Annotated in this window: 1 protein-coding gene; it reads right to left on the minus strand. The window is 55.5% G+C overall.

The genetic code is table 11. The features are described from left to right. Positions 1-310: AMP-binding protein (locus tag KDM89_RS21325; RefSeq protein WP_212689799.1), on the minus strand; the 310-nt coding region annotated here is incomplete at both ends.

The following is a 310-nucleotide window of genomic DNA, read 5'->3' on the forward strand; positions in this document are numbered from 1 at the left end:
AACGACCAGAATGCCACCCTGCCCGTTGGGCAATTCATTACCGGTCTCGTCTACGATGGCGGCCATAATGCCGGGTAAAGGCAGTGTACAAGAGCCGGGTACCAATGGCGTTGCGCCCGGCAACGGGGTCATCATGTGACCACCGGTTTCGGTTTGCCAGAAGGTGTCGACGATAGGACAAACATTGCGTCCTATATTTTTGTAATACCACATCCAGGCTTCCGGATTGATAGGCTCACCCACCGAGCCCAGCAAACGCAGACTGGACAAATCATAGCGATCGGGATGTACGGCAGCATCGGCATCGGCC

Source organism: Cognatundibacterium luofuense (genome assembly GCF_018139685.1).
GTDB lineage: Bacteria > Pseudomonadota > Gammaproteobacteria > Burkholderiales > Burkholderiaceae_D > Undibacterium > Undibacterium luofuense.